Annotated in this window: 24 protein-coding genes; 4 read left to right on the top strand and 20 right to left on the bottom strand. The window is 53.9% G+C overall.

Annotated elements, in window-relative coordinates:
- From trxA to F556_RS0123480, 3 genes are all read right to left on the bottom strand, one after another.
- Positions 1-312, bottom strand: coding sequence for a thioredoxin (gene trxA, locus F556_RS0123490; protein WP_020619447.1), 312 nt, complete (start codon positions 310-312; stop codon positions 1-3).
- A gap of 96 nt (positions 313-408) precedes the next feature.
- Positions 409-834: an RrF2 family transcriptional regulator gene (locus tag F556_RS0123485; protein WP_020619446.1), complete on the bottom strand. Its 426-nt coding sequence runs from the start codon at positions 832-834 to the stop codon at positions 409-411.
- A gap of 185 nt (positions 835-1,019) precedes the next feature.
- Complete coding sequence (locus tag F556_RS0123480) at positions 1,020-1,895, bottom strand: DUF72 domain-containing protein (RefSeq protein WP_020619445.1); 876 nt, start codon at positions 1,893-1,895, stop codon at positions 1,020-1,022.
- Positions 1,896-2,025: 130 nt separating this feature from the next.
- Here F556_RS0123480 and F556_RS0123475 point away from each other — a divergent pair, with 130 nt between their 5' ends.
- Both F556_RS0123475 and F556_RS0123470 read left to right on the top strand, forming a co-directional pair.
- A complete protein-coding gene (locus tag F556_RS0123475) occupies positions 2,026-2,292 on the top strand; it encodes a hypothetical protein (RefSeq protein ID WP_020619444.1) in 267 nt (88 codons plus the stop codon).
- Between the two features lie 157 nt (positions 2,293-2,449).
- Positions 2,450-3,094: a DsbA family oxidoreductase gene (locus F556_RS0123470; RefSeq protein WP_020619443.1), complete on the top strand. Its 645-nt coding sequence runs from the start codon at positions 2,450-2,452 to the stop codon at positions 3,092-3,094.
- A gap of 66 nt (positions 3,095-3,160) precedes the next feature.
- Here the strand turns inward: F556_RS0123470 and F556_RS0123465 are convergent, their stop codons facing one another.
- The 9 genes from F556_RS0123465 to nirB all read right to left on the bottom strand — a co-directional run bounded on the left by F556_RS0123465 (position 3,161) and on the right by nirB (position 12,016).
- Positions 3,161-4,942: a glycerophosphoryl diester phosphodiesterase membrane domain-containing protein gene (locus F556_RS0123465; RefSeq protein ID WP_020619442.1), complete on the bottom strand. Its 1,782-nt coding sequence runs from the start codon at positions 4,940-4,942 to the stop codon at positions 3,161-3,163.
- Between the two features lie 68 nt (positions 4,943-5,010).
- Positions 5,011-5,334 carry a DMT family transporter gene (locus tag F556_RS0123460; protein ID WP_020619441.1) on the bottom strand — a complete coding sequence of 108 codons (324 nt, stop codon included), beginning with the start codon at positions 5,332-5,334 and terminating at the stop codon, positions 5,011-5,013.
- A 2-nt stretch (positions 5,335-5,336) separates the two neighbouring features.
- On the bottom strand, positions 5,337-5,726 hold the full coding sequence (locus F556_RS35025; protein ID WP_020619440.1) for a DMT family transporter: 390 nt from the start codon (positions 5,724-5,726) through the stop codon (positions 5,337-5,339).
- A gap of 7 nt (positions 5,727-5,733) precedes the next feature.
- Positions 5,734-6,312, bottom strand: a complete 579-nt coding sequence (locus F556_RS0123450; protein WP_020619439.1) for a TetR/AcrR family transcriptional regulator — start codon at positions 6,310-6,312, stop codon at positions 5,734-5,736.
- A gap of 162 nt (positions 6,313-6,474) precedes the next feature.
- Positions 6,475-6,981 carry a C40 family peptidase gene (locus tag F556_RS0123445; protein ID WP_020619438.1) on the bottom strand — a complete coding sequence of 169 codons (507 nt, stop codon included), beginning with the start codon at positions 6,979-6,981 and terminating at the stop codon, positions 6,475-6,477.
- Between the two features lie 174 nt (positions 6,982-7,155).
- Positions 7,156-7,935 carry a uroporphyrinogen-III C-methyltransferase gene (gene cobA, locus F556_RS35020; RefSeq protein ID WP_020619437.1) on the bottom strand — a complete coding sequence of 260 codons (780 nt, stop codon included), beginning with the start codon at positions 7,933-7,935 and terminating at the stop codon, positions 7,156-7,158.
- Positions 7,936-7,987: 52 nt separating this feature from the next.
- Entirely contained in the window at positions 7,988-8,896 is a 909-nt protein-coding gene (locus F556_RS35015; protein ID WP_020619436.1) for a uroporphyrinogen-III synthase, read from the bottom strand.
- Between the two features lie 277 nt (positions 8,897-9,173).
- Positions 9,174-9,506 (bottom strand): nitrite reductase small subunit NirD, encoded by a 333-nt coding sequence (gene nirD / locus F556_RS0123430; RefSeq protein ID WP_020619435.1) that lies wholly within the window; start codon positions 9,504-9,506, stop codon positions 9,174-9,176.
- A 35-nt stretch (positions 9,507-9,541) separates the two neighbouring features.
- Positions 9,542-12,016, bottom strand: a complete 2,475-nt coding sequence (gene nirB, locus F556_RS0123425; RefSeq protein ID WP_020619434.1) for a nitrite reductase large subunit NirB — start codon at positions 12,014-12,016, stop codon at positions 9,542-9,544.
- A gap of 327 nt (positions 12,017-12,343) precedes the next feature.
- Here nirB and F556_RS0123420 point away from each other — a divergent pair, with 327 nt between their 5' ends.
- Complete coding sequence (locus F556_RS0123420; RefSeq protein WP_020619433.1) at positions 12,344-12,901, top strand: ANTAR domain-containing response regulator; 558 nt, start codon at positions 12,344-12,346, stop codon at positions 12,899-12,901.
- A gap of 299 nt (positions 12,902-13,200) precedes the next feature.
- The gene (locus tag F556_RS0123415; protein ID WP_040717688.1) at positions 13,201-14,430 is read left to right on the top strand and encodes a nitrate/nitrite transporter; all 1,230 of its coding nucleotides are present in this window, start codon (positions 13,201-13,203) and stop codon (positions 14,428-14,430) included.
- Between the two features lie 474 nt (positions 14,431-14,904).
- Here F556_RS0123415 and F556_RS0123410 read toward each other — a convergent pair whose 3' ends face one another.
- From F556_RS0123410 to F556_RS0123375, 8 genes are all read right to left on the bottom strand, one after another.
- On the bottom strand, positions 14,905-15,726 hold the full coding sequence (locus F556_RS0123410) for a molybdenum cofactor guanylyltransferase (RefSeq protein WP_020619431.1): 822 nt from the start codon (positions 15,724-15,726) through the stop codon (positions 14,905-14,907).
- 8 nt (positions 15,727-15,734) lie between these two features.
- Complete coding sequence (locus F556_RS0123405; protein WP_020619430.1) at positions 15,735-16,250, bottom strand: VanZ family protein; 516 nt, start codon at positions 16,248-16,250, stop codon at positions 15,735-15,737.
- Between the two features lie 655 nt (positions 16,251-16,905).
- Complete coding sequence (locus tag F556_RS0123400) at positions 16,906-17,904, bottom strand: ABC transporter permease (protein ID WP_020619429.1); 999 nt, start codon at positions 17,902-17,904, stop codon at positions 16,906-16,908.
- Positions 17,885-19,390, bottom strand: coding sequence for a sugar ABC transporter ATP-binding protein (locus F556_RS35010; protein WP_020619428.1), 1,506 nt, complete (start codon positions 19,388-19,390; stop codon positions 17,885-17,887). Before F556_RS35010 ends, F556_RS0123400 begins: the two co-directional genes overlap by 20 nt.
- 67 nt (positions 19,391-19,457) lie before the next feature.
- Positions 19,458-20,534: a sugar ABC transporter substrate-binding protein gene (locus F556_RS0123390; protein ID WP_020619427.1), complete on the bottom strand. Its 1,077-nt coding sequence runs from the start codon at positions 20,532-20,534 to the stop codon at positions 19,458-19,460.
- Positions 20,535-20,772: 238 nt separating this feature from the next.
- Positions 20,773-22,500, bottom strand: a complete 1,728-nt coding sequence (locus F556_RS35005; RefSeq protein WP_020619426.1) for a hydantoinase B/oxoprolinase family protein — start codon at positions 22,498-22,500, stop codon at positions 20,773-20,775.
- Positions 22,500-24,596, bottom strand: a complete 2,097-nt coding sequence (locus tag F556_RS0123380; RefSeq protein ID WP_020619425.1) for a hydantoinase/oxoprolinase family protein — start codon at positions 24,594-24,596, stop codon at positions 22,500-22,502. The genes F556_RS35005 and F556_RS0123380 overlap by 1 nt, the downstream gene beginning before the upstream one ends.
- Positions 24,597-24,611: 15 nt before the next feature.
- Positions 24,612-25,700 carry a M24 family metallopeptidase gene (locus tag F556_RS0123375; protein WP_020619424.1) on the bottom strand — a complete coding sequence of 363 codons (1,089 nt, stop codon included), beginning with the start codon at positions 25,698-25,700 and terminating at the stop codon, positions 24,612-24,614.
- Positions 25,701-25,776 lie beyond the last annotated feature (76 nt).

The raw sequence follows: 25,776 nt of genomic DNA, 5'->3' as shown, positions 1-25,776 counted from the left end.
TTAGATCTGGCCGAGGATTTTATTTTTCAGAGAATCTTTGCTTTGCAGACCGACCATTTTGTCCACTGGCTGGCCGTCCTTGAACAGAATCAGCGTAGGAATACTCATCACGCCGAACTGGGAAGCAATCTCAGGCTCTTCGTCCACGTTTACTTTCGCAACTACAGCCTGGCCTTCCATCTCAGCGGAGAGCTCCTCCACGATTGGAAGCTGCATTTTACAAGGTCCGCACCAAGGCGCCCAGAAGTCTACTACAGATACGCCACTTGCAATGCTCTCTTTGAAGTTGTCTTTCGTCAATGCTACTGCCATCGTCATCATCCTCCTAAAAATGTTGCGTTTTGCGAAGCAAAACTAGGTTCGTGTCTGGTAACTTAACTCCTGCAAAAAGCTCGGTATCCCGGTGCTTCAGCAGTCCCTGCACGCATGAATCCGGTTCAGTACATCCTGGATGGTAATCCCGGCGAAGTAGGCTTCCAGCTGCCGGTCGGCCTCAGAGAAGATCTCACACATGACATCCTCCATGTTGGAACCAACGACGCAATCCATCTCAGGATCCCCCGAACACCAGCTTGGCATGAGGGAACCGATGGCCATCGCCCGGTATACATCGCCGAGCGTGACCACTTGCGGATCAATCGTCAGCCGGTAGCCGCCGCGCGTGCCTTCTCGCGTCTCCACGAAACCGCCACGCCTCAGACAGCCCATCACCTTGCGGATGCGGGCCGGGTTCGTCTGCACATTGTCGGCGATCGCATCGCTGGAAGCCATGCGTTCCGGCAGATTGGCCAGGAGAACCAGACTATGGACGGCTATCGTAAACTCGCTGTTCATAACTGATGGCACCCCGCTTCGTACTGTAATATTATCAGTTACAGTTATTCTTGTCAATAAGTGCCCTGGAGTTATTTTATACAACCCAGCGAGGGTTATACAGCCTTGGTTCCATAGCCGGTCATCCCATCCGGTATCTATAGTTTACCACCCGTTCCACTGCCCAAACCACATCCCAAACTTGCTTAGAACAACTCCATTTGTTCCAGTCCGTCATCCGGCGGCTTCGGCGGCTCAAAGGATCCCCGGGGCGGCGCCAGTCCGAGCATCTGCATTAACTGCAGCGCATTGTCCGCCGCATCGCCGCCTGAATTGTTATTGAATACGACGACGACCTGCTCACTCTGCTGCTCCAGCCGGATCAGCCGCTCCGCCCATTCCGTCAGCTCTGCTTCATTATATCGGTATAAATAACGAACCTCCCGCCAGTTGGGCTGCCCGCTAGCATGCCAGCCTGCTGCATTGCGTCCGTGGAAGCGGACGACGGTCATCCGTTCATCTGTCGCCTCCTCTACAATCGGAACACTGCCCTCGCCCGCTTGAGGCTCGTCGCAGATACTATGTATCCATCCTTCCTCGCGCATAAACCGTAATGTTCGCGCCCGCATATCCCCGGCATACCAGCTCTGGTGACGAAATTCCAGCGCGCAAGGGATGTTCCCCATCCGCTCCTTGTCACTTCTTAGCTTGGCTACATTTTCTTTGGTGCAGTCAAACCAAGGCGGATATTGAAACAACACGGCACCCAGCTTACCCGCCTCCCGAAACGAGGTCAGGGAGAGACGGAACGCCTCCACCATGGCGTCTTCATCCGGGAAAGGAATCTTGCCGCGCGTGTGCCCCGTCATACCTTGATATGCTTTAACAATAAACATGAAATCATCTGGCGTCTCTGCTGTCCATTTATCCATGTTGCGCTGGGATTGAACCGCGTAAAAGGAACTGTCCACCTCCACCGCGGAGAACCATTCGCTGTAGCTCTGCAGCTTGCGCTTGGCCGCAGCGGCATCCGGATAGAGCTGATCATGGTCGCCCCAGCCCGTAAGTCCAATTGTAATCATCAGCCCGCCTCCTCTACCTGCTATTCCTTATCCTACCGTAAAATCCGTTGTCATGGAATGCAGGGGCAAGTGAATACATATTACCGATAGCCACTGCAATATAATCTGTCACAAAGGTGGTGCAGCTTCTATGGAAGTTGTGTGGATCATCATCGCCGTCGTCGTCGTTGCCGGAATCATCGTCCTGAGCGTGCTCAATGCCAAACGCTGGATAGTCGTGCGTACGGAGGGTGCCTCGCGGACACATCAAATCGAACAATTGCAGGCTTATCTGAAAACGCAGGGCGTCAAATCCAAACTCGGCGCCGGCGCCGCCAGCACGGTTCAACTGAAGGTACTGAAGTCTGAAGAAGCCAAAGCACGCACGCTGTTCGAATCCTTTGAAAACGAGCAGTAGCACATGGAAAGAGCCTGCATGTGTTGACGGATGCTCTCCCGCCCCTCTCGCCACCCAGGCGAGAAGGGCGGGTATTTGTGCTGCAGGTTCAATTGTGCTTTGACGCCGAATACGGCATACTAAGAGCATTCGGTTTACGTACAAAGGAGATGCTCACATGCATATTGATGTTTATCAGGATTATGTCTGTCCCTGGTGCAGAATTGGCAAAAAAAATCTGTCCGACGCCCTCGCGCAGTGGCAGAACACGTATGACGGCGAGATCACGGTAACCTACCGGGCTTATCAGCTGCACCCCGAGCTTCCACCCGAAGGCGCCGACTTCAAGGAAATCATGGCAGCCAAGATGGGCGGCGTAGCCAACATCAGCCAAGCCACGGGACAGGTAACCAAAGCCGGTGAAGCCGTCGGACTGCCCTTCCATTTCGACAAAATTACCCGTATGCCCAATACGGAATTGGCTCACCGACTGACTGCCATAGCGCCGGAAGAGCATACGACTGCGCTTGTCGATGCGCTGCATCAGGCTTATTTCGCAGAAGGTCGCGATATCTCGGACCATGCCGCATTGACGGAGATCTTGTCCGGTATCGGACTGGATGCACAAGACCTGCTCGCCCGTGCTTCGCAAGGAGAAGGAGCAGAGTCTGTCGCAGCCGATCTGGGACAAGCCCGGGAGATCGGGATTCAGGGCGTGCCTTTCTTTGTCTTTAACCAAAAATACGCGCTCTCAGGGGCGTACCCCGCTTCTGAGCTCGTACGCGTACTGGACAGCGCATCCGGAAAAGCCGACGAGCTGTAACATCGTGTGGCTTAACCCTGCTATAGCAAAGAGCGGTGCCTGATTCACTCCGGCACCGCTCTTTGTTTATTCCACCCCTACGCCGATGATGCTCTGCACCTTCTCAGGGTAGTCGGTAATGATTCCATCAATCTTGTATTTGAGCACCTCACGGATGTTGCGCTCTACGTTGACTGTCCACAACCAGACCTCTCGGCCATTGCGGTGAGCATGGTCGATGAAGCGTTGCGAGAGCATGCTCTGTTCTATCGTGTAGAAATCGACGTCGATCGTGGATAGATTACCCGCTGCGATGAAGAGAATCTGTCCCAGCTTGATATCGGGATTCAGATCCCGCACAGTACGCAGAAGCGAGTTGTCGAACGACTGGATGTAGCAGCTGTCTACCCGGTCATAAGCCTCGATTAGCTCCACAACCTTGGCCGCCATTTCCCTGCCATCCCCGTAAGGCTTCATCTCAATGATCAGCTTGACCTGGTCCTGCGTCTCAATCAGCACTTCCTCCAGCGTAGGGATGCGTTCGCCTGCAAAAACACTGGAGAAACGCCGGCCGATATCCAGCACAGCCAGATCAGCGTAATTCATGTTGTGCACCGATTCCGGGACGCCAGCCACGCGATTCAGCGTGTAATCGTGATTGAGCACAATGACGCCATCCTTGGTCATCTGCACATCAATCTCTACCGCATCGATCTTCTTGTCGATCGCCGAGCGGATACTGCTCATCGAGTTCTCTGGCGCGCTATGCAGATCGCCCCGGTGACCTGCAATCTGTACATTCCATTTCAAATACAAGAGGTTATCATTGACGTAATAGTTGATTCCCAGCGAGACTAACAAATACAGCGGGATACCTACCACAATGAGCAGCTTGCGCTTGCGCGTCCGAAATAGACGGGCGACCCGTACCTCCAGCACCCGCAGCCAGCGCATGCGGTATACATGCAGCCGGTCCTCCGGCAGCCTGCCCGCCCGGGCATGGAGCCGGTAGAACATCCGGGTCATGAAGATCATATTGATTGGAATCAGCAGCAGGGCGGCCATATAGGCCAGAAAACCCGATATCGTCAGCATATAATCATTGATGAAGAAGCTGAACGGACTGTTCGGAATCAGCGAGGTCAGATAGTTGACCAAGGATACAATCCCGAAGCCAGCAAGCAGGACCACCGCATTAAACAATACCAATTGCAGCAGAATGCGGATACGATTGCCACGGGTTAGTTCGAGACTGCTGCGGATCGCTTGGCGGGTGGACTGTCCTTCGATAATGATAAAGTGCAGAGAGAACAACCACCGAAGAATATAATAGATAAAGACGATCAGCAGTACAATATAGAGACCCAGCAATATATAAGAGCCGTTGCTCAGCTTGGTTGTAAAATAAATCTGCAGGTTCACCTTGGACAGAACCGATGCCGACAAAGGCGACTCGATAAACGGCAGCAGAAACAGGAAATACAGCATCAGCTGAATCGTCCCGAAGCTGAACAACGCCGGTGTCCGCCGCAAAATAGTTATAAATGCGTCGGCAATCAAGATATCCTTGCGAAAATACACCTTCTGAGCAATGACAAGCACGACCCCAAGCTGCAGGAATAGCACAAGCATCGCCACCAGCGAGATGGCCAGTACAGCCCCAATCCCTTGGTAACTCAAGGCAATCCGGTAGATCTCGCCATTAAGCAGGGAGCCCGTACTGATGGCCCGCATCATCCGGTTGAAGATATATGAGATCAAGGGAATGAACAAGTAACTTGTCATTACCAGAAACAGCAAGGCAAAGGTCACATGCTTCTTATAGGAACGCCTGAAATCTGTCAGACTGTATCGCAACAAATCGGTCATGGCCACTCATCCTGTTCTATCGCGGGTGTTATGATGCCAACATTTATCATAACACAAATAGGGACAAATTAGTGTCCTCCACCCACGACTCTTAAGCCAATGACACCGGTAATGATCATGCCGATGAAGATCAGTTTACGAATATCGCGCGATTCGCTGAACAGATACATACCGAGCAGCACACCGCCAGCCGAGCCGATCCCTGTCCAGATTCCGTATGCTGTACTGATGGGAATCTCCTGCAACGCCCGGGAGAGGAAGTAGAAGCTGAATGCCCCCGAAATAATAGCCCCCAGCGTCGGCTTGAAGCGGGTGAAGCCCTTGGACAGCTTCAGGAAGGTGACGCCGCTCACTTCAGCCAATCCGGACAATAACAAAAACATCCATGCCATCGTTAATTCTCTCCTCCTTGGTATTTCAGCTCAGGTTCAGACTTCAGCTTGGGATCCACAGGCACATCCGGGTCGTCCTTGGAGATGACCTTCAGCCCCACCACCCCACTAATTAAGAGCAGCACGAAAAAGACGCGAAGCGCGCCCGCAGGCTCGTTCATGAAGGCCATTCCGATGATGACCGTACCTGCCGTACCAATTCCCGTAAATACTGCATAGGCGGTTCCAATCTCCAACCGGGTCATCGATTTGGCGAACATATAGAAACTGATGCCCAGCGCCGCTATCGTAAACACACTCGGCCATAGCCGGGTGAAACCCTCTGTCGTTTTAAGGCCGACCGCCCAGCCGATCTCGAACAGACCGCCAATCAGCAAATAAATCCAAGCCATCTCTTGATCATCCTTTCGCGATAACCTTCCAAAACCAGGACCACAACACGTCGCGCCGCGCCAAAAAAACGGGCTCATCATACAACTGCTGTTCGACAAGCAAGCCATCATTTAGCCCATAAAACAGAGCCATCAGCGGCTCAGGATCCTGACGAATCAACACACCTTCATCCATTCCGCGCAGGAACAACTCCTTGTAGCAAGAGGACATTCGTTCTTCGCAGTTGGCAAAATCCTCGCGCAGTTGTCCCAGCAGCCCCTTGGGCGGCACCATCATGGTCCGCTTCAAAAACGTGCTGCCGCTCGTATTCATCTGTGGTTCTGTCATTAAACAAAACAGGGCGTACCACTGCTCCTTCAGCGGTCGGTCCGCCACCTCTCGCATCAGATTCCATACGCGCTCGTTCTCTTCGCGAATCGCATCGGTAACGAGGGCCAGGAACAACTGCTCCTTGGACTGGAAATGAGCATAGATAGAGGGTGTTTTGATCCCAACAGCCTTGGCGATTGCCGAGAGTGCCGTGCCTTCATAGCCATACTCCGCAAACAGAGGAAGCGCAGCTTGCTTGATCCGGTGTGCCGTCACGAATAACCCCAGCTCCTTTCAGACAGCCTAACGAACGTTAGTTAGTGTGAGGTTATTATAGCTCCATCTTTTCTAGCTGGCAATAGAATCATACCAAAAAAGCTGTTTTCCAGGCTCCTCAGCCCAAGAAAACAGCTTTTTATAGCAGACTAGCACCCTCTTCTAAAGGACTCTCCGAGCCGTCACATAGGTCTTGTCCCAGGAACTGCCCGAGAATTTGGATACCGTCACGCCAATTCCCGCTCTGTACGTGTGTAGCAGCTGGTCATTGCCGATATAGATGCTCACATGATTGATAACGCCGTCCCTATTCGTGTCAGAGAAGACCAGGTCGCCGGGCTGCAACTTCGATTTGGCAACATAGCTGCCGCTCTTGGCTTGCTGTCTCGACGAACGGGGCAGCTTGACACCATGCTTGCCGAACACGTATTGCGTGAACGACGAGCAGTCGAAGGCACGTGTCGACCCCGAGCTCGCTCCAAACACATATCTGGTACCGCTGAGCTGTTTGCCAGTCTGGATAATGGCATTGACCTTAGAGGTCGAAGCGGCTTCGACCTGCTGCGGTGGAACAGCAGCCAAGCTTCCGGCACCAACGATAGCAAGACTCAGACTGACGGCAAGCAGCAGCTTCGCAACGGGGCGGCGTTTCTTCATGTTGTAATTCATAGATGTCCTCCTGTAGGATCTTGGATGTGATATTGACTCTATCAAAATACCACATCCAAGGTCCCCACCAATTACCAAGGAGAGACCAAAGTCTTGCAACATCTGGCATCATAGCGCGGAGTTAGAAATGGATGAAAAAACTTTAACCCCATTGGGATTGACAGAAAGCTAGAATCAAACCGGTAACATAGTAGGCAGTTCATCGCCAGCCAGCCAGGTAATTCGCTCACGCATAGCGACAACAGGGCCAATGACGATCGTCACAGGACTTATGAGCTGCTCGGCCTCTTGCAAAGCGACAATGGCATCAAGCCGGCCGGTCAGGACCCGCTGGGCCCCCGCCTTGGAGCCGCTCTGAATGAGCGCCACCGGCGTGCCTTGCGGCTTGCCGGCGTCGAGCAATCGCTGCACAATTACAGGCAGCTGCTGCAGTCCCATCAGTACAACCAGCGTCTCTGCTCCCGCCGCCCACGACCAGTCGACAGATGCACCCGATTTGCCAGTGCATTCGTGTCCGGTAATGACGGCGAAGGAGGCTGCCAGCTTGCGATGCGTGACAGGAATACCCGCATAAGCGGGTGCAGCAATACAGGATGAGATCCCCGGCACCACCTCAAATGGGATCCCCCGGTCCGCCAGGTAGATCGCCTCTTCGCCCCCGCGTCCGAATACGAACGGATCGCCGCCTTTGAGCCGTGTCACGGTGAGCCCCCGGTCCGCGTGGCTGGCGATAAGCTCATTGATCTCTGCCTGAGGCAGCGTATGATGCCCCGAGGCTTTGCCGACATAGAGTAGTTCAGCACCAGGTGCCGCCTCCCAGAGCAGTTCTTCCGAGACCAGCCGGTCGTAGACGATGACATCAGCAAGACGTATGGTCTCCAGTCCCCGCACGGTGATCAACTTGGGATCGCCAGGTCCTGCGCCTGTCAGATAGACATAACCTTTGTTCCCCATGGTCCTTGCCCCTCCCATGATTGGTGCAATGCATTGATTCTTCTTCAGTCAGCTAACAGCCCTCTGGTTTGTCTGCTACCCAACGCGTGACGTCCGCTTGCTTGACTTCCTGCTCAGCGAGTTTCATGTCCACCTTCTCCGCTTCGGACGTTTCATTCAACTGGTCAAAATAACGGGACATCGAAACAACCATACTCCCCATCCGCTCTTCCTCTGGATAGAGCACCCGTGTCACGCCCTCTTCGCGAAGCGACTCCGCTGTTACCTTGCCTACTGCAACGGCAAGGACCTTCTTCTCCAGAGATCGCAGTACCTCATCCAGGCGCCCCATCCGGGCGGCACTAGCCATGATGTACCGAACCTGAACGGTACTCGTCAGAGCTACAGCATCGATGGCCCCCGAGCAGATCTCATCGATCAACTGCTCGGTGACGTCACTTTCAGGCGGAATATGACGGTAGGGGAGGAGTTCCTCGCAGATCGCGCCGCGCTCCGCCAGCATCGCCGTGATACGTGGGGCGGGGTCGCCATAGAGCTGCAGCGCAACCCGGCGGCCGGACAGGTCTACGTCCTTCATCTCCCGCAACAGCCCCGCCGTCGTCCCATCCAGATCACGGGCGGACGGTGTCAATCCGAGCTTTTTCAACACATTTACGGTTTTATATCCCCGTGCCGCCAGCTTCATACGAGACAGTGCCCGCCTGAAGGATTCGCTGAGTCCCAGCTTCTCTGCCGTTTGCAGCAACGCCTCCGTGCCCACTCCCGTGGTCAGGATGAGCCACTCCGCCGGCTGCTCAATCAGAGCCGTCAATTGCTCGCGAATCCGGCTGTCATCCAGGAATACCGTTCCCTGCGCGGGCCGAACCACGGCACTGCCGCCAAACTTGCCGATCATGCGACTCATTTCCTCTGCTTTTCGCGGCCCGGTGATCGCAATGACCTTGCCTTCCAGTCGACTCATGCGCAGTTCTCCTTCCTATTGCAATACGGCGGTCCTCAATCATAAGAGACTTAAAAACCCGAAAAAGACTTTTCTGTGACCGCTGCGAGGAGAGGGGGCCTACGATCGCTGTTGTTCCCAGATTTCTTGAATATATAACCGTATCAGCGGTTGAAATCCGGGAACAAAGGCGAGCATTTAAGGCTTTCTGTAAGAAAGCAGCTTCGGAAGCATATGCTTTTCTCCAGCCTCCCTCTCCTCTCCACTACTCATTTTCGTTTTTTTCTGGGCAAGTCTACTAAGATACTTTGGTTGCCGTATTGTTCATCTTTAAGAATACTTGACCGCTGTCGCCAACTTCAACCTCGAAGGTGCGGACGCAGCCATCATCCGGTGCCTGGACCATGCCGTCCTGCAGGTCGATCTTCCAATCATGCAGCGGACAATAGACATGGTGGTCGCAGACGATGCCCTCCGACAATTTGCCGCTTTTGTGCGGACACAGATTTTCTACCGCCTTGACCGTACCGTCCGACAGACGAAACATCGCCAATTCCAGCTCGCCGATCCGCACCACCTTGCCGCGCCGCTCCGGGAACTCCGACAGATGACCGATATGAATCTCATGCATAGTGCTGTCTCCTCTCTGCTTTGACTCCCGATGGACTACAATGATGGTCTCTGCGTAGTCTCTTCCACTGTCGATGCTGCAGCAGCCTCTGGTGAGGCCGTTGCCGTCAAGGCATCGAACGCACGACGCAGATCGTCGTTTTCATTAATTTCCTGCCATGGATCCTTGGTGAGCGCCAGCGTCTTATCGATCCGCTCGACTAGTGCATCCCGGTCCTCTTTGCTCGCCAGCGCCTGCTTCACCGTATCCAGTCCGATACGCTGCACCCATTCACTGGTCCGCTCAGCAAAATTAGCCGTTTCGCGATAATACTGCAGGTAAGCAGCTGTCCAATGCAGCACTTCATCCTCTGTCTTAACCTTCGTGAGCAGCTCGGCTGCCCGCACCCGGGTACCGCCATTGCCACCTACATACAGCTCCCAACCGCCATCAATGGCGACAACGCCAAGATCCTTGATCGTCGACTCTGCACAGTTCCGCGGGCATCCGGAAACCGCAAGCTTGACCTTATGCGGCGTGTTGAGACGCTCGAACTTCTTCTCGAGATCAATACCCATTTGGATGGAGTCCTGCGTTCCAAAGCGGCAGAACGTGTTGCCGACACAGGTTTTGACCGTACGCAGCGCTTTACCGTAGGCATATCCGGAAGGCATGTCGAGATCCCTCCACATGTTCGGCAGATCTTCTTTCTTTACACCCAGCAGGTCAATACGCTGACCGCCGGTGAACTTGACCATCGGTACATTATACTGTTCAGCCACAGTAGCAATCCGTTTCAGATCCTCTGGCGTCGTTACGCCGCCATAGATGCGGGGAACCACGGAGAAGGTGCCGTCTTTTTGGATATTGGCGTGATTGCGCTCATTGACGAACCGCGACTCCAGCTCATCCTCATGCTCTTCCGGCCAGGCCATGCCCAGATAATAGTTAAGCGCTGGCCGGCACTTGGAGCAGCCTTCGGGATGATTCCACTCCATGACATGCATCACTTCCTTGCTTGTCGTCAGATGCATCCGGCGGATCTCGTCAACGATCTCATCCCGGCTGTGCGTGGTACAGCTGCAGATGCCTTCCTTGACCGTTTCGACCTGATCAGCTCCCAGCGTCGCCGTCAGAATGGCCTCAACAAGCGGCTTACAGCCGCCGCAAGAACCCGACGCCTTCGTGCAGGCCTTGATTTCATTGATGCTGACACAGCCTTTTTCTTCGATGCTCTCGACGATTGTATCCTTGGTCACGCCGTTGCACCCGCACACAATCTCGTCTCCGCTCATGGCCTGGACTAGATCTTCATTAGACATAGCGCCTCCGCCGCCGGATGGCCCGAAAAGCACTTCCTTCTCGCGACCTGCGAAGTCCTCTCCCTTGCGAATCAGCGAGAACAGACGCGAACCCTCCGAGGTATCGCCGAACAAAACCGCGCCGATCACCTTACCTTCCTGGAAGACCACTTTCTTATAGACACCGTCCAGATCATCCTGCACCCGCAGCGACTTCGTGCCCGGCTCGCTCATGAAGCGCCCTGCCGAGAACACATTGACGCCGGAGACCTTCAGCTTCGTCGACAGAACCGAGCCCTGGTAGCCTTCATGCTCTACACCTGCCAACTGTTTGGCCAGAATGGCGCCTTGCTCGTAGAGCGGTGCGACTAGACCGTAGGCGATCCCCCGATGCTCCGCGCATTCGCCGAGCGAATAGATTCCTGAAACACTGGTCTGCATGCTGTCATCGACAACAATACCCCGGCCCACCTCAACGCCGCCGTCTTTGGCCAGCTGGACGTTGGGCCGGATACCGACCGCCATAACGATCAGATCTGCATCCACATGAGACCCGTCTTTAAAAGAAAGCCCCGTTACCCGCTTCTTACCGAGAATCGTGTCCGACTGCTTCTCCAGCAGGAACTTCATGCCTTGACCCTCAAGCTCTTCCTGCAGCATATGGGAAGCCGCCTCATCCAATTGGCGTTCCATTAAATATTTGAAGATATGAACCACGTGTACTTCCATGCCAAGGTTCAACAAGCCGCGTGCCGCTTCAATACCCAGCAGACCACCGCCGATGACCACAGCTTTCTTGTAAGACTTGGCCGTCTCGATCATCGTCTCGCAATCCTTCATATCCCTGAAGGCGATAACCCCTTCTTTGTCCGCGCCCGGGAGAGGCAGCATAAACGGCTGCGAGCCTGTAGCTATGACCAGTTCATCATAAGGAACCGTTAGCCCTTTATCGGTTTTGACCTGTCGGGAGGTGGTATCTAGCGTAGTTACCGTGTGCCCTGCATGCAGCTGGATCAGATTGTCGCGATACCAGTCCCAATCATTTAATACAATATCCTTCATGCTCACATCTCCGGCAAGTACCGAGGACAACATGATGCGATTGTAGTTCGGATGCGGTTCAGCGCCGATTACCGTGATCTCGTATTTGTGGGGATTGAGCTTCAGCAGTTGCTCCAGAAACGATACGCCCGCCATTCCGTTACCGATCATTACGAGCTTCTTCTTCATACAGTCCACTCCTCTGGTTAAAAACATGAAAAGCCTACCCTCTGCGCAGTTGCAGAAGATAGGCTTCGTTGCCATCGCTGGTAGCACGCCATTGTGCCGAGCGATTGATGTCTACAGTTGGTTAATCGATAGGGCTAGTATAGTGCCTGGGGGGAGTTCATGTCAATATACTTGACACAATTTTATATCGTACAGCGATAAATATTTATATCGCGTCACGATAATTTTTCCGTCGACACTGGAATCCAGTTATGTTATATTTTATTACACAACAAGCTGGTCTGATGGCGTTATTCATCTACCGGCACATGAGCGAGGTGAATAAGCATGCCCAAAACGTTGATGCTGATCGAGGATTCCGCGGCCTCCGCGCACCTGCAGCAATTAAAGCACTGTTGCCGGTCTCTGCATCAGGCAACGTCAAAGGATGCTATGAAGTCTTATGTCAGTGTGGTGGAAGCTGTGGTACTCGACGTCCCTCTCTCTAGACTCACGGATTGGCAGGCTTCCATAGCTGCCACGCGGAGATTGCCGGTATTCTGGTTATGCAGTGAACCGGATGCGACGGGCGCTGTCGATTGGGGTTATGTATTAGATGGACTTTTGTATCCATCGATGACTGTCACTGAAATGCAGTATGCGATTCAGTGGGGGATGCGCGTCCACCAGCAGCGCAAGCGCTGGAGTGAAGAGCGCGAGCAGCTGATCCAACGGTTGGAGGAACGCAAGTGGATCGATCAGGCCAAGGCCGTCCTCTGTGAAGTCAAAGGAATCAGCGAAGCCGAAGCCTATGACTTTCTGCGCAAACAAGCGATGAATGAACGCAAGCGGATCGGCGACATCGCCGCTTCAATCGTTAAGGTCTACCAACTGATTCATGGGTGATGGACAGGACACTTGCTGCTCCACAAAAAAGTTGCGTCAAGTATATTGACACAGATATAAAAGCTCGCATATAATCCAAACATACACTCACAATGTTGTGAATTTGAGCGGACGATACATCGACGTATCCCCGCCTGGCAAAGAAGCCGCACTTGCATTCCGGGAGGAATGCAGTGCGGCTATTTCTGTAGAGATGCAGGTTAGAGCGCTGCAGCGCAAAAGAAAGAGAAACCGTGGGCCACGACGCAAACAATGGATAGGATTGCACGTTATTTTGGAGAGGAGCTTGGCTTACGATGATGGATCAAAAAAGTTTTTTGAAAAGTGGGCATACCCCGTCACTGTTCAGTTCGTTCTTATACTTTGATGTGAGTTTCATGATATGGGTGCTGCTTGGGCCGCTAGTCGTCGTCATCATGGCCGATTATCCGATGAATGCAGCACAAGCTGCCAACCTCGTCGCCCTGCCAATCCTCGGCGGCTCCATCCTCCGACTCATTCTTGGCTTCTTGACCGATTATATCGGACCCAAGCGGACCGGCCAGCTCGGCATGCTCATTACAATGGTGCCGCTCATCTGGGGTTGGCAGTTTATCGGCTCGCTTAGCGATCTATACATTGTTGCTTTGCTGCTCGGCGTCGCAGGCGCTTCTTTTGCCGTCGCCCTGCCGCTCGCCAGTCGGTGGTATCCACCGCAATATCAGGGACTCGCGATGGGTATCGCGGGGGCGGGTAACAGCGGCACCGTGTTAACCACGCTTTTCGCCAACCGGATCGCCCAGCATTTCGGGGGTTGGGAGGTTGTGTTCGGCTTGGCGCTGATTCCGATTACACTGGTCTTCATCATTTTCAGCATCTTTGCCAAGGATAGCCCGAATCAGCCGGGGCCCAAGAAGCTTGCCGATTATACGTCCGTATTGAAGCAAAAGGATACCTGGTTGTTCTGCATTCTCTATGCTGTAACCTTTGGCGGGTTCGTTGGCATGGCTAATTATTTGACCATTTTCTTCAATACCCAATATGGGCTGAGTGCGGTCCGCGCCGCAGATTTCACAACCATCTGCGTCATTGCAGGCAGCTTCTTCCGGCCGGTAGGCGGCTGGCTCGCCGACCGGATCGGCGGCATCCGGATGCTGATGGTGCTCTATGGCGGTGTGGCCCTTATGCTCGCAGCTGTCTCATCACTCCCGCCGCTTGCTGTCATCACTGCTCTGTTATTTGTAGGCATGATGTGCTTGGGGATGGGCAATGGCGCCGTCTTCCAATTGGTTCCCCAGCGCTTTCAGAATGAGATTGGACTCGTCACTGGCATTGTTGGCGCAGCTGGCGGATTGGGCGGATTCTTCCTTCCCAAAATCCTGGGCAACCTCAAGCAAACGACAGGCTCATACACGCCTGGCTTCCTTATTCTGAGCGCAATCGCGGTCGCTTGTATCCTGCTGATCTTCGTGGTCCAGAAGCAGTGGAAGCAGACCTGGGTCGGCCAAGGCGGCAAGGCTCTGATCGACCAGCAGACCGTTGCTTCGTAACCTGCGTAATTAATGGTCACACATAGCGGGCGCGAGCGCGCGGCCAGTGGCAGCGGTTAGCCGACCACTCCCCGTTGTCTCGGCGGCGCCGGGCCCGCACCCTATGGCAATGTTAAGAATAGGATCCTACGGTCACAGATCGATCTTACGATCGCTGTTGTCCCCAGATTTCTTGATTTATTAACCGCATGAGCGGTTGAAATCCGGGGACAGCGTATGCTTTCGAAGCTAGCTTTTCTGCGAAAAGCCTTTAGGCGAACGCTTTGCAGCGTAGGCTTCCGAAGTCGCTTTCTTGCAGAAAGCGTTGACCAGATTCGATTCCGTGCCTCTCCGGCCGTTTTTCAACAGCCTGAATGACTGCTAAGCCCCTAATGTAAACAAGCCCCGCCTTCAATCCTCTATGGTCGAGGATCGGAGGCGGGGCTTGGCATAAAGAGCGTTTTGTTCTTTATGGATCACCAATGAATGTATTCCCTATGTCTCAAACTCATCTCTATACCTTCTGTAGGCCTCTGGTGTGTTCAAGGGCACGAACACGGCAGCCTCTTCTGTCGAAGGCACTACGTATTCGGTATGCACGCTGGCTAGCAGCTGCATGAAGCGTTGCTTGCCGACCTGTAGCATCGATTCAATGACAGGGCTCACTCGGGGGTGATACACACCGTGGAAGGGCTGGCCTGGGGCGCAGACAATGTCTGCACCAGTCGCTTGTGCGGTGGCCATCATGCGTTGCACCAACGTCTCGCTCACCCTCGGCATATCGCATGCCATGACCAGAGCATAGCCTCCTGAAGGGTCCGCTTCATGCCTCACAACGTCACTAAGCGCTGCGTGCAGACCTGAGAGTGGTCCTGCACCTGGCCAGCGGTCAAGCGCAAAGCCAACCGAAGCCTTTGCCTGTCCAGACGCTACAGGAGCATCCAGATCTAGGAGAGGGCCAACCCCGGTTTGTAATAACGCCTCCCTATAACGTACCGCACGTGCCGCATCCCCAGCAGCAATCTCAATATGGCAGCACATCGGCAGCAACTGACGCAGGACGCGGGCCAGCATCGGCTCAGTAGACGGACTTAACTGCCGCGGTGTACCCGGCGCCGCAGCTTGCTCGCACTTTTGCTCCATCACAGATTGGTTCTGAGGAGCAATGGGTGTCCCTGCGTGTAGGGTTAGCGGGAGCAGCGCCTTATCCGTCCCCATCCGCCGACTCATCCCCCCGGCAATAATGATTCCGTACTCCAGCAGGCTCAATTGTCTCACCGCTCTCTCTTCAAGCTCGTCCCACTCTAGCTCTTGCACACTCCAATCTAACGCCTTCTGCTTCTTCGACGCCGAGCGCGTTTCTTAAACAACCCGATGAGAATCCACGTTAGCGTGATGGCGATCGCCGCTCCCGTCATATCAATCCAGACATCGGTCATGTTACCTGTCCGGCTATCGGAGTTGTACTGGTTCCACTCATCCAATCCTGCAGCGGCAAAGGTGGCAGCAAGCGTCAGGAACGTCGCCAGAAACGGACGACCGGTGAAGATGGACCGGAGGAACAGCAGCAGCAATGCAGCCATCATCCCGTAGACGAACATATGGGCTGATTTGCGGAAAATAAACTCTATGAAATTATAAGGTGCAAGCTTGGCGCTAATAGGCGTTCCATTATAGGTAAGTGTAATATCCGGCATCCAATAGGACAGGTTCACATCCTGAAATATGCGGTGCAGCAAAGGCTTGATGCTCTGCTGTTCGTAGGATTGAGAAGAGAAGGTGAACACGAGGAGCACCCAGCCTGCCAAAACTAGCAAATAGAAGAAGGTCGATTTTTTCATAGTACATATTTTATGCTCTTTTTTGCCAAGACACAAGCGCACGGTAATCTGTTGCTAATACCAGCCTAGTAACTCTATTAAGTAAGTGCAATAATACCACTAAATGTCCGAATTCCAAGCTATTCTGGCTTGCTAAATGCAAATGTGCAATTACAACGTTTATAATTTACAACATTATCCACTTTCGAGTCGGTTAGTTGTACTTTTCCACTTACGGATGGGCACCTTTCACAACTTCTGCTTACTAATGGTATTTTTGCAGTTAGGCCCTCTAAAGAAATCCTGCAGTTACGGATCGATCTTTCCAGCACGCTGTAACGACAAAAATACCGTTAATCGGTCATGATATTGACGATATCATCAACTTAAAGACAAAAGTACAACTATCTCACTCATTTATAGTAATATATGGATATTCTCGCGGTATTAACTGTACTTTTGTCCAAAAGGGCCGGAATATCACCCTTGAGGCAAGATTTAACTGTACTTTTGTCTTTAGTCTCCAAGAGCTTTGTCGGAGAATTCGAAGCATTGTATATGGGAAGCATCTAATTCTGGCGCAGAATACAATGAAGACCGGCATAAGCTGCCGGTCCATAAAAATGCTAGGTTCTGTCTAGATGTGGGGGTTGTCACGTATGTGCACATTACCCTGCTAGCCCCGTTTGGATTTGAAATGATTGAGCATGATAGCGAAGATCAGAATAACGCCGGTGATGACATTTTGCCAGTACGATGAGATGCCCGAGAGGCCCAGACCGTTCTGCAAGACTGCAATGAACAACACCCCGAGCGCTGTACCCGCGACGCCGCCCTCGCCGCCCCGGAAGCTGGTGCCTCCGAGCAGCACTGCTGCCGCAACCAGCAGCTCCGTGCTCATGCCGACGGTTGGGGATGCGGAAGCCAGACGTCCGGTTTCGACGATCCCCGCCAGTCCCGCAAACATCGCTGCGAGTGCATAGACTGAGATGAGGATGAGGCTGACATTCATACCCGCCAGGCGGGCTGCTGTTGGATTGCCGCCGACCACATAGATGGAGCGCCCGTAATTCGTATACCGCAGCATCAGCCAGACAGCGAGGAATACAAGCCCCATGAGGAGAATTGTCACCGGAATCGGCCCAACCTTGCCATTCCCGATCCATTGAACCAGTCGATAATCTGAAGCATACAGCGTCTGGCCGTTGGTCCACACATAGACAATTCCTCGATAGAGCGTCATGGTCCCCAGCGTGACAACAAAAAAGTTCAACCCCATCCTGCCAATGAGCAGACCATTGGTCAAGCCCCCAATGAGGGCAGCTGCAGCCAATGTCAGCAGGATAGCTGGAATCTCGGGAACCCCGGCGCTCATCATATTGACCATGCCGACGCCGCTGAGGGCCAGCATGGAGCCCACAGACAGATCAAATCCTGCGGTCAGCAGCACCATGGTCATGGCCATCGCCATAATCCAGATGGCTGCCACTGAATTCAACAGGTTCACCCAGTTCTGAAAGCTCAGGAAGACTGGATTCATTACCGCGATAACAACACAGAGCAGGATGAGCAACGGGCCAATCCCTGCAAAACGGAAAAACAAACGCTGCAACATGCCCAAGCGGCCGCCGCCAGGGGCAAGCGCAGGTGCTTCACTAGTAGTTGCCTGTTGCATAGTACATCACCCTTTCTGAAGTGAAATCCTGCTCCATGACCTGGAGCAGCTGACCACGGAACATGACACCGATCCGGTCGGCGATGCCGACAGCCTCTTGCAGGTCAGAGGTCGATACAATGACTGTTACGCCATCTCGCGTGAGCTGCCTTAGCAGCCGATAAATATCTGCCTTGGCCCCTACATCGATACCACGGGTAGGCTCATCGAGGAGCAGGACGCGCGGCGTGGATGAGGTAGCTCTGGCCAGTAGCGCTTTCTGTTGATTGCCGCCTGAGAGTGTCTCAATACGAGTCGCACCACTGGCAGCCTTAATTTTGAATACTTGCTTCAGTTCTTCATACAACTGGCGCTCCTGCTCCGCCTTCACCCTGCTCCACGGCCGCTCACGGACCCGTCGGCTGATGACCGTATTTTCCAAAACCGACAGTCCCGCAATAATCCCTTCCGACTTGCGCTCAGCCGGGATATACGCGATGCCGGACTGTACGGCGTCTACAGGCTTCCTGGGACGATAGGGACGCTGGTCGAGCTCCATCGTTCCCCGCGAGGGCACAGCACCGAATATGGCGCGCAGCAGTTCACTTCTCCCGCATCCCGAGAGCCCCGCTAGGACGAAGATTTCTCCTTGCTTGAAGCTGACACTAATGTCCGATGCGCCTTCACAGCTAACTTCTTCTAACTGCAGCAAGACCGGAGATGTCAGCTCGCTGAGGGCTGGTGCATCCGGAAACAGCTGCGTCAGCTCGCGGCCGACCATTTCTCTGACGATTCGCTCTTCATTTGCCTCTTCGCGCGTCAATTCACAGATAAAATGCGAATCCCGCATGACGGCAATGCGATCACACAGCGTCAGATACTCTGTAAGTTTGTGTGTAATAAAAATAATCGTCTTGCCCAGTGCCTTCATCTCTCTCAAAATCTCGAATAACCGCTCGGTCTGATTATCGGTCAGCGAGCTGGTCGCTTCGTCGAGCAGCAAGATTTCAGGCTCCGAGACCAAAGCCCGGGCTATTGTGACCATCTGCATCTCATGCGGCTGCAACCGACTAGCCGGCATATCCAGATCCAAATTTTCAAGGCCCAAACGAGCCAACATCTCCTTCACCATCGCCTTGCGGCGTCCATGACGAACGAACAGACCGGAGTCCAGATGTCGACCCAGTCCAATGTTCTCTGCGACGGATAGGCTATCCACCAGAGACGGCTCTTGCGTAACAAAAGCAATACCGCTCCGCAATGCGGAGCGGATGCCTTGAAGCCGTTGTCCCCCTATTCGCACCTCGCCGCCATCAGGCTTGTCCAGCCCTGCAATCATTCGCAGCAGAGTGGACTTGCCTGAACCGTTCTCTCCGGCCAGCCCATAAATCTCGCCTGACCGGACAGTGAGCGAAAGATCTGTCAGCGCCATGACGCCTGGAAACGCTCTGTATACACCATCTATCTCGATCGCCGCCAGCTGTCCATTGCTTGCCGAGTCTCTCATAAGCACCTCTCTGATATTAGGGTCGCCAGTATCCCAGCTTCATTGATGTGGCATAGGGGTAACAGGATTATTGCAGCGTGTTCAGCTCTTCATCCCAAGATTGGAAGCTGTCGACCGTATCCACGGTGATCAGATCCGATGGAATCATAACTTCTTTTTTCACGTCAGTTGCCTTGTCGACAACGATCGATTTTGCAGCTTGAACCATCGCGGAACCGGATTTGATCGGGTTAATATTGAAGGTTGCATACTGCTTGCCTTGCTTGATGGCTTCAATACCTGCTTGCTCAGCGTTGAATCCAACAACGATGATGCCATCCGGGTTATCCGCAGAGTAGAGGGATTTGCCGTTGTTTGTAATGGCTTGAGCAGCTCCGATTGCACTGTCGTCGTTATAAGCGAAGACTGCACGGATATTCGGGTTTTTGGTCAGCAGGTTTGCCATCATTGGCTCAGCGCCCGCAATATTATCGGTTGGGTTGTTCTGTTGGCCAACCCAAGTGATGTTGTCGAAATTATCAGCTGCTGTACGGTATTGCTCCATCATGTAGATGTTGCCTGGTACTGGTGCAGCCATACCGATGCCGCCGATTTCAGAGCCTTCTGGCAGCATTTCTGAGAAGAGCTCAGCTACGTCAGCGCCACTTGGGCCGCGACCCAGAATAATTTGTTGGGCCAGGCCGAAGTCCGATCCGCCTTCTTGCGTGTTGAAGTCAATGCCGATAACCGGTACTTTCTTCTCAGTCGCACGGTCAATCGCAGGCTTAATTGCAGCAGGATCAAGCGGCCACACCAGGATGACGTCGACACCTTGAACCAACAGGTTGTCCATATCACTTACTTGCTTGGACGGGTTCAACTGTGCATCAATGCCTACAACTTCCATGCCATAGATTTCAGCTTGCTTTTGAATGCCTTTATACCAGTATTGCAGCGAGTTGTTGGCTTCTGCCGGGATGGAGACACCGATTTTGATGGACGAACCACTTGAAGAGCCACCGCTTGCCGATGCTTCACTAGTACCTGCTGACGTGCTGTTTCCCGAGCCGCCGCCGCATGCGGAGACCAGCAAAGACAAGAGCAGAATGGCTGTCAGTACGAAAAATCCGGATGTTTTACGGGTTGTGCGTGTGTTGCGCATCATTATTCATTTCCCCTTTTCCTGTAATCCAAAGTATGGTGCATCTATCTATATAAAAACGACCAGCCTATCGGCTGTTCGCAGAGCAGTCGAATGCCCCTCAGACCTCGTTCTCCCTCAACGGCCCCTCATCCGGACGATTCGCCAAACCGACAGCAGGAGCGGCCCAGACTGCATGCCGGGCCCCTCTATATGCCGATGCCAAACAGCCACTCGCGAGCCGTCTGTCCTAAGACGCTGACTACCCGCGAAGCGCGGCTGTTGCCGCCTCGTCGATGATTCCATTGGCCGGATCCGCCAGCTTGACGCCATAGTCACGCTCTGCGGATTCTGCCGAAATGACGCCATAGCGCACTTCCCGTGCAACCAGCTCTGCCGGGCGCTTCTTCGGATCGCCGTAGCCGCCGCCACCGCCAGCCATCTGTTTGTACACAGTGCCATAAGGAATATTCGAGATCAGATCCTTCATGTGAGCTTCGGTCTGCTGGCCGTCCGGATACTCCAGAACGATGGAATTGATACTGCCATCCCCGCCCCCGAGCACGCCCGGCGCAGTCATGCCAGCCTTGGCGCCATCACCAAAGACGCTGGCCTGCGAGCCCTCGGATTGAATTTCAAATATCGTCTCTACACCCAGACCGCCGCGCCACTGACCCGCGCCTGCAGAGTCCGGAGCATACTCAAACTTGTGCAGGAAGCACGGATTGATCAGCTCGAACATCTCTGGATCCTGGGCCGAAATGGCGCCACCTGATGCAATCAAGCCGATATGATCGTAGCCATCAGCACCTTCGGTGCCGCCGCTGCCGCCTTTGCAGGCATTGATCATAATGTCGACGTAAGGCGCCTGCTTGCGGGGATCCGTACCGTTCATGATGGAACAGAGCAGTGGATTCCAGCCTGCGGTTACACGGCCTGGCAGCGCTTCGGAGAGTGCTAGCATGACAGCCGAGACGATCTGATCACTCAAGTGATTGCCGAAGCCGGACGCTGCCGGGAACCTCGGATTGAGCATCGAGCCCTCCGGGATAACAAAATGAATACAACGCTTGATCGCTTCGTTATGGGCAATTTCTTGTTCACTCAGCATAAAGAAAGCGATCATGACCGAAGATACCGTAACTGGCATCGGTGCATTCACATAGCCCGGCGTCTGCGGATGCGTACCGGTGAAGTCAACCGTCATCTGCTCATCCTCAACCGTCACTTTCACGTCGATGTTCATACGGGCTTCATGGTCAAAACCATTGTCGTTCGCCCACCACCGCGCCGTGTACTCGCCGTTTGGAATCTCGCTAATGATTCGTTTGGCCATCCGTTCAGTCGAATTAAAAATTTCTTCTACCGCTTCGTTGAACACTGGAATCGTGTAACGGCTGATCAGATCCATCAGCTCGCGTTCCCCAACCGTACAGCCGCCAATCATCGCCTGGATGTCATCTGCAACGATGGGCAGTCTCACATTACCGAAGACAAAATCCCAGACATCGCGACGCTTGCGGTTATTCTCGTAAATGCGCAGCGGCGTAATCCGCAGGCCCTCCTGCCAGAGGTCGGTCGCATACGGATTGTAGGAGCCCGGCACCGAACCACCTACGTCTGCCTGATGCGCCGTAATGGCTGTCCAAGCCACCAGTTGATCGCCAATGAATACGGGCTTGATGACCTTCCAGTCCGACAACTGGTTGCCGCCGGTGAACGGGTCGTTATGCAGAAAAGCATCTCCCGGATGTACATCCTCGCCGAAATAGTCGATGACCGCTTGAACACCAGGACCGGTCGCATAGCCGAGAATCGGGATATACTCCGTCTGTTCGATCAATGCGCCTTCGGCACTGTAAATACCCAGTGAGAAGTCGCGTCCTTCCACAAGCAGAGGCGAGTGCGCGCTCCGCTCGATGACCACACCCATCTGTCTGCCGATTGCCTTCAGCCGGTTAGCGATGACCGAGATTGTGATTTGATCCATTAAGACCGCTCTCCCTTCGCAACATCCTTCATGATGAAACTGCCATAAGATCCGTACTCCAGCTCGAAGCCCGCAGGCACAATAATGGTTGTCGTAATCAGTTCAACAATACAAGGTCCCTCTACATGCGTGCCGGCCTTCATCGTCTCCCCGTCATAGATCGGTGCCTCTACCGATTGGCGCTGCGCAGGGTCGTACATCCGGCGGCTGCCGCGCGGCTGCGCTTGCTCGCCCTCAGCGGCCTGCTCGGAGCGAGGCAATTCGAATACGGCTTGCTTGCCGCGGCAAGAGATCCGCAGATTAACAACTTCCAGCTCATGGTGGCGCAGGTCAAATCCGTACAGCCGCTCATGCTCCTTGTGGAAGAGCTCCTCGATTGGCGCTTTGTCCCCAGCTAGCAGGATCGACTCATCAAATTCAATGGTTACTTCGTAATGCTGACCGCTGTAACGCATATCAATACCGATGATCACCTCGCGCTTGGCGACAGTAACGCCCTCCAGTCCAAGCGCCTGCCAGCCCTCTTGACGGGACTTGCGCAGCATGGCCTCGATGAGCGGCAGCTCGATCTCGTTCCAGCCGTGCTGGAAGCTTTTCACATAATCGTGGCGCAAGTCAGAGGCCAGCATGCCCACCGCACAGAGCACGGAGGAATACTTAGGAATAATCATCTCGGTCATATCGAGCTCGCGCGCCATCATCGCAGCGTGAACCGGTGCTGCGCCGCCAGCCACAACCATTGGGAATTCACGCGGATCATAACCGTTCTGAACCGTAATCTCCTTGATGCCATTGACCATGTTGAGGTTGGAGATCGTGTAGATGCCGTAAGCTGCTTCCTCGACGCTCAGTCCGAGCGGCTCTGCGATGTGCTCACGGATGGCTCGCTCAGCCAGCTCTACGTCCAGCTTCATCTCGCCGCCGAGGAAATAATCGCCGTTCAGATAGCCCAGCACCAGGTCGGCATCGGAGCAGGTTGGCAGCTCGCCGCCGCGTCCGTAGCAGGCAGGGCCCGGTCTTGCACCAGCACTCTGTGGTCCAACCCGGAGAATGCCTCCGTCGTCAATCCAGGCAATACTGCCGCCGCCGGAGCCGATCGAGTGAATATCCGCCATTGGCAGGGAGATATGATTGCGGTTAATCTCGCCTTCTTTGCGGATCGTCACTTCGCCCCCGCGAATGATTGAAGCCTCAAATGAAGTTCCGCCCATATCGATAACAATTGCTTCCTCGCGGCCATAGGCCCGTGCGAATGCACTGCCTGCCACTGGACCGCCAGCAGGACCGGACAGTACGGTCGTCGCCGGAATCTCAGCTACGTTGTGCGGGCTGGTAATGCCTCCGTTCGACTGCATGATCAACAGCTCGCCCTTGTGGAACCCCTGCTCCCGCAGTGCGCCAAGCAATCTGTCAATATACGACTTCAGAACGGGTCCGACATAGGCATTCATAACGGTCGTGCTCACACGGTTGTATAACCGGACCATTGGCGATACCTCAGAGGAGTACGTAACGAATGCTTCCGGCATCAGATTGCGCATCAGCTCTGCTGCCGCAATTTCGTTGGTCGGGTTCGCGCACGCATGCATGAAGCAGATCGCGACCGCTTCGACGCCCTGGTCTTTGAAATGCCGGGCCGCTTGGACAATTTCCTGCTCCAGAACAGGCTGCAGCAGCGTGCCTGCTGAATCCGTACGCTCCTTCAGTCCGATCCGCAGATCGCGCTCGACCAGTGGGGCCGGTGCCACATATTTGTTGTTGAACAAGTGCTCCTTGCTGCGTACGCCGCGTCTCATCTGGAGAATATCGCGAAAGCCCTCGGTCGTCAGCAGCGCCGTCTTGGCGCCACGACCGGTAAGAACGGCATTGGTCGTCACGGTTGTCCCGTGAACGATCAGCTTCGTTTGCTCCAGGAGCTCGCTGCGCGTCATTGACAGCTTGGCAGCAATGCTCTCCAGTCCGTTCAATACGCCGATCGATGGATCAGCGGGGGTGGAGGATGCCTTGTCAATTACCTGCTCGCCAGTAGCTGTATTGAAGGCAACCAGGTCGGTGAACGTACCACCCACGTCGATGCCCAGTGTAAATGTAGTCATGATTAATCCCCTTTCTTACTGTAAATGAACGATATCGTATGGCAGCTTGCTCAGACCTTGAACATCCTCGTCCCCCACGATGAATACGTCGGCGATACTTGCCCCCACTTCTTCATCGGCATCTGCGAAGTTAGGATGAATACTTATGACCATTCCCGGCTCCAGAATTTCTTCGCCATCGTCGGAAATGACCGGAATATCGTGATCAACGCCAATGCCATGCCCATGCCAGATGCCGGTCACGGCCTGCACACTGTCGCCATGGCGCCGGATAATTTGACCGATCTCCCCTACACGCATACCTGGGCGAATGCTCCGCTTGACTTCTTCCATTGCCTGCACGCAAGCATCACCAATCTGCAAGGCCTTGTCCGAGGGACGGCCAAGCGAGAACAGTCCTGCCTTCTCTATCCAATAGCCATTGGCATCGATCAACTCGACATAGGCCGTCACCAATCGATTCCCTGACAGTGGCGTAAGTGTGGGCTTGCGAAGAAAATAAGGCCCTTCTTCCACAAAGACCAAGGTATCAATGGCCCCGCCAGCACGTGCGACACGTTCCGCTTCTGCCGCCACTTCTGCCGGAGTGGCCCCCGCGCGCAAATGCTCCTTGAACGTCTGGAAGCTTCTCTCAGCAAGGTCAAAGGCAGCAGCAATCCCTGCTTTTTCTTCGTTTGTCTTATACGCTTTAATACGGTTCGCCATTCCTGATGCATCCTCTACAACTGCGTCAATTCGTGCAGTCAGATACGCCTGTTGAAACCCTGTCATCAAGGACTTTAGACCCACGACACCAACCCGGGAAGGATGATAGCTTCCTACGAGGGAAGCGACATCAGCCAGAAGCGCCTCTTCCGAATCCAACACATCGCCTGTCCCTGCAAACCGGACATCTTCGATGGTGCCCGTCTGCTTGGCCAGAAAAGCATCCGCACGCGTGTTATAAAAAGCCGTCGGTTTTCCACCCCGGGGATACACGATAAAACCCGGGCGCAGCACAGGAAAGTAACCGCCAAAATAGTTGAGATAGCCATACTGAGTAATAATGCCTTTTCCATAGATGATAGTAACATCATAGTTGCAGGACTCCATGGCGTGATCCATTGCCGACCATCTTGAAGTCAATTTTTCTAGGTGCTGGCCTTGCTTCACGGAACTATCACTCCTTAAATTTGGAAAT

The organism is Paenibacillus daejeonensis DSM 15491, from assembly GCF_000378385.1.
Lineage (GTDB): Bacteria > Bacillota > Bacilli > Paenibacillales > Paenibacillaceae > Paenibacillus_D > Paenibacillus_D daejeonensis.
Note: the sequence above shows the minus strand (reverse complement) of the source record. Positions and strands in the feature narration are given on the sequence as shown.